This window comes from Kitasatospora sp. NPDC036755, from assembly GCF_040636595.1.
Taxonomy (GTDB): domain Bacteria; phylum Actinomycetota; class Actinomycetes; order Streptomycetales; family Streptomycetaceae; genus Kitasatospora.
On record NZ_JBEZUT010000311.1, the window covers coordinates 1 to 4,100 of the forward strand.

Annotated in this window: 3 protein-coding genes and 2 pseudogenes; 4 read left to right on the plus strand and 1 reads right to left on the minus strand. The window is 75.1% G+C overall.

Annotation, left to right across the window (positions count from 1 at the left end):
• The first annotated feature begins 109 nt into the window (after positions 1-109).
• Positions 110-676 (plus strand): aminoacyl-tRNA hydrolase, encoded by a 567-nt coding sequence (gene pth, locus AB0E96_RS32805; protein WP_359829443.1) that lies wholly within the window; start codon positions 110-112, stop codon positions 674-676.
• A 697-nt stretch (positions 677-1,373) separates the two neighbouring features.
• A pseudogene (locus AB0E96_RS32810) lies at positions 1,374-1,508 on the plus strand (IS5/IS1182 family transposase); the annotation flags it as partial.
• Here the strand turns inward: AB0E96_RS32810 and AB0E96_RS32815 are convergent.
• Complete coding sequence (locus AB0E96_RS32815; RefSeq protein WP_359829435.1) at positions 1,495-3,027, minus strand: MFS transporter; 1,533 nt, start codon at positions 3,025-3,027, stop codon at positions 1,495-1,497. The pseudogene AB0E96_RS32810 and the gene AB0E96_RS32815 sit on opposite strands and share 14 nt — an antisense overlap.
• A gap of 238 nt (positions 3,028-3,265) precedes the next feature.
• Here AB0E96_RS32815 and AB0E96_RS32820 point away from each other — a divergent pair, with 238 nt between their 5' ends.
• Both AB0E96_RS32820 and AB0E96_RS32825 read left to right on the plus strand, forming a co-directional pair.
• Complete coding sequence (locus AB0E96_RS32820) at positions 3,266-3,787, plus strand: MarR family winged helix-turn-helix transcriptional regulator (protein ID WP_359829436.1); 522 nt, start codon at positions 3,266-3,268, stop codon at positions 3,785-3,787.
• Positions 3,788-3,830: 43 nt separating this feature from the next.
• Positions 3,831-4,100, plus strand: a pseudogene (locus AB0E96_RS32825) (hypothetical protein); the annotation flags it as partial.

The following is a 4,100-nucleotide window of genomic DNA, read 5'->3' on the forward strand; positions in this document are numbered from 1 at the left end:
CCCGGCTGGGCCCCGCCCACCTCGCTGGTCCTGCCGATCCTGGCCGGCGCCCTGCCGTCTTCCCCCCCCCCCTTCGGAGAGCCCCCGCCAGACCCCCGACGCCCCCTGGCTGATCGCCGGACTGGGCAACCCCGGCCCGTGGTTCCGGCTCACCCGCCACAACGCCGGCTTCCTGGCCGTGGACCGGCTGGCCGAACGGCACGGCGCCCGCTTCCGCCGACGCGGAATCGCCACCCTGGCCACCGAGATCGGCGTCGACGGCCACCGGGTGCTGCTGGCCAAGCCGCTGTGGTCCATCAACCTGTCGGGACGCCCGGTGGCCGCCCTGCTGCGCCGCCACGACGTCCCGGTCGAACGGCTGGTGGTCGTGCAGGACGACCTGGACTTCGCCTTCGGCTCCGCCAGACTCAAGCGCGGCGGCGGCCCCGGCGGCCACAACGGCGTGCGCTCCGTCGGCGAGGCGCTCGACACCCGGGACTTCGTCCGGCTGCGCTTCGGCGTCGGACGCCCCCCGAAGGGGCAGAGCGTCGGGGACTTCGTGCTGAAGAAGTTCTCGGACGACGAACTGGCCGCACTGCCCGTCGAGTTGGACCGCTGCGCGGACGCCCTGGAGACCCTGGTGCGACGCGGCCTCAACCGCGCGCAGGACGCACTGAACGCCCGCACCGACGCGTAGGGGACGTCTGCTCGTCGGCCATGTCGCGGGACACCGGAGATATCCGCCGGGGCCTGGGCGGTGGCCCGCCCACTGCCGCCGGCACCGGGCCGAGCCAGGGACCGCCGGTGTTCGGCCCCTGACAGACCGCCCATGGCCGCCCGACCCCCTGGTCCGCGGACGGCACCCGGGCCACCGCGCCCGCGCCCTCGCCGCCGCACAGGCCCCGATCCGACATCGAGCGGTTGCGCCGCGCCTGACTCCACGACCGTGCGCGCCCACCGGCACGCCACCGCCAAAGGGGGCACGGGCAACGGGCCTTGGGCCGCCCGCGCGGCGGACAGACCGGCGGGGTCAGTCCGGCCTCGACGGCCGCTCGCCTTCCCCCTGACCGGCGGCACCCGCAACGACGGGCCCGGGTGCCGCGGCCGGCAAGGGCCGCCGCCCACGCGCCTTCCGCGCCCACTCGGCATCGCCCACACCAGCCCGAACGCCTCGACCAGCCCGACCACCGGATCCACGACGTCGTCGAACGCCGCCCTCCGCCGCCTCGGGCAAAGGCGCGTCCTCGCCACCCGCCACGACAGGCCCCCGCCCACCACCGAGCGGCCCCCCACCATCGCCGCCACCCCGTACGGGCGGGGTGCTTCGGGCTGAGCCGATGCGGGCGGAGACGTTCACGGGGCGCGAGAACCCGGAGATCGTCGCGGTGCCTCGCAACGCCGATGCGATGATCGAGGTCGCGATGATCCGCCTCATGGCCGGCCGCCTCGCCGACGGGGAGGTCGAACCCCGAGGCCCCATCGAGACCGAAGCAGCCCGCCGCCTCGCCGACGACCTCAAGAGCGAGTGACCACCCGGTTTTCTCGGGCCCGGGTGGGGCGGGTGAGCAGTGCGGCGGCCGCCGCGACGGCGGCGAGGAGGTACAGCACCGTCCGCCCACCGGACTCGGCGCCCGCCAGGTGGACACCGAGGACGGACAGTGCCATGCCGAGCGCCGTGCCGAGGCTGCGGGCCATGTTGACCATGCCGCCGCCGACCGCCGAGCACTGCGCCGGTATCGCCCGCATCACCAGGGCGTTGTTGGCGGGCAGCAGCAGGCCCAGCCCGTACCCCGCGAGCAGCAGCGGGAGCGCCGCCACGTCCGAGGCCGGAAGCAGGGCGAACAGCAGCAGTCCGGCGGCGGCGAGCAGCGCGCCGAAGCGGCACCTGGTCACGTCCGACCAGCCTTGGGGCAGCAGTCCGCCACCGACGGTCGCGGCGAAGGCGAACGCGGCGGGCAGCAGGGTGACCACCAGGCCCGCGTGGGCGGTCGACACACCGGCACCGGCGAACAGCACGGGGCCCAGCACCAGCGGGCAGAACAGCAGCAGGTAGCCGATCAGCGCCACCGCCAGGCCGGAGCGCACGCCCGGGGTGTTGACCAGTCCGGGCGCCAGGATCGGCCGGGCGGCCCGCCGCTCCTGGCGCACCAGCGCGACGGTCAGGGCGGCGGAGGCGAGCAGCAGGGCGGCCACCGCCCAGCCGGGCAGGGGCAGCCCGGACGCGGTGGACAGGGCGAGCAGCAGGGAGGTGGTCGCGCCGGTCAGCAGCAGCATGCCGGGCAGGTCGACGCGGGCGTCCTCGCGGGACTCGGCCGAGCGGGACTCGGCCGCGCGGAACTCGGCCGTGCGGGACGCGTAGGGGCGGGGGGTGCGGGGGGAGCCGTTGAGGCGGGGGCCCGGCACGGTGGCCGGGGCGCCGGCCGCCCGGGTGCGGGGCAGCAGGTACCAGCCGGCCAGGATGCCGAACACCGCGATCGGCACGTTGACCCAGAACACCCAGCGCCACGAGGCGTGTTCGACCAGCAGCCCGCCGAGGCTGGGCCCGAGCGCCAGGCCGAGCCCCTGGGCGGCGGCCTGGATGCCGAGCGCGCGCCGCATCGCGTGCTCGGGCACGCCGCGCGCCACCAGGGCCACGCTGTTGGCCTGCATCATCGCGGCGCCGACCGCCTGGACGGCGCGGCAGCCGACCAGGACCCAGAGGCTGCCGGCGAATCCGGCGCCCAGCGAGGAGAGGCCGAAGACCGCGAAGCCGCCGATGTACATCGTCTTGCGCCCGACCAGGTCGGACAGCCAGCCGATCGGGGCCAGCAGGGCGACCAGGACCAGCAGGTAGGCGAGGGCGACCCATTCGACGACGGCGAAGCTCGCGTCGAAGTGGCGGCCGAGGGCGGGGAAGACCAGCGCGATGACGCTGGCGTCCAGTTGGCCGAGGAAGGCGCCGAGGCAGACCGTGCCGACCGCGAGCCAGTGGGCGTGGCGCCAGCCCGCTATGCCGCGCGGCCGGGGCCGCTCGGTGAGCAACCGCGAGGCAAGGGCAGTGGCGTTCATGCCACGAATATATCGGATACAGATATGTTCGTGCTACGAGCAGTTCGCTCTACGACAGGAAGGGTCCCGCAGTGCGGACGGTGCCGGACGGCACCCGACGGACACCCGCCCCAAGACCCGCCGCAGACCCGCCGCAGAGCCACGGCACGGCGCGGCCCCAGCCCCCCCGAACCGGCCCCTGAACCGACACCCGAACCGGCCGCCGAACCGCCCCGTACCAGGAGATACGCTGTCCGCCATGCCGTCGTCACCACACGTTCCCGACCCCGCCACCGGAAGCCCCGACCCGGCGGTCGAGCACGCCCGGCAGCTGACCGACACCGTCACCCGGCTGCGCCGCGCACTGCGCAGCAGCATCCGCACCGACTACCCGTGGGAGTCCCTGCCGATGGCGCAGGTCGAACTCCTCCAGACACTGGCCGCCGCACCACTGCGGGTCGGCGAACTCGCCGCGCGCCAGCGGCTCGCACCCAACACCGTCAGCGGACTGGTCGGAAAGCTGCTCGACGCCGGCTTCGTCGACCGCCAGGCCGACCCCGGCGACCGCCGCACCGCCCGGATCGCCCTCACCCCGGCCGGACGGCGACAGCTGGACGACTGGCAGCACGCCCACGAACGCCGCATCGCCGCCGCGCTCGGCACCCTCGACCCGGCCGACCGCGCGGCGGTCGTCGGCGCCCTGCCCGCCCTGGACCAGCTCGCCCGCGCCCTCGCCCAGCCGGGCACCGCCGCACCCGAGCAGGGGCCCCCGACCGACTGAAAACCACTGGTCACCCGGGCCCCCCGGCGCTACCGTCCCCGGCATGACCACGGCAGAGGTACGCATCGAACCCTGGACGGACGACGACCTCGCGCTGCTGCGCCGGATCAACACCCCGGAGATGAAGAAGCACGTCGGCGGGCCGGAGAGCGAGGAGCAACTGCTCGTACGGCACCGGCGGTACCTGGACTTCGTCCCGTCCGGGCTCGGCTGCATGTACCGGATCGTGCTGCTGCCCGACGGCGAGGCGGTCGGCTCCGCCGGTTCGGTCGGTTCGGTCAGCTCCGTCGGTTCGGTCAGCTTGGTCAGTTCG

What these genes read in the sequence shown, in the direction of transcription:
- AB0E96_RS32820 (WP_359829436.1), top strand. Translation starts at nt 3,266, where the DNA reads ATGCCGTCGTCACCACACGTTCCCGACCCCGCCACCGGAAGCCCCGAC.
- AB0E96_RS32815 (WP_359829435.1), bottom strand. Translation starts at nt 3,027, where the DNA reads ATGAACGCCACTGCCCTTGCCTCGCGGTTGCTCACCGAGCGGCCCCGG.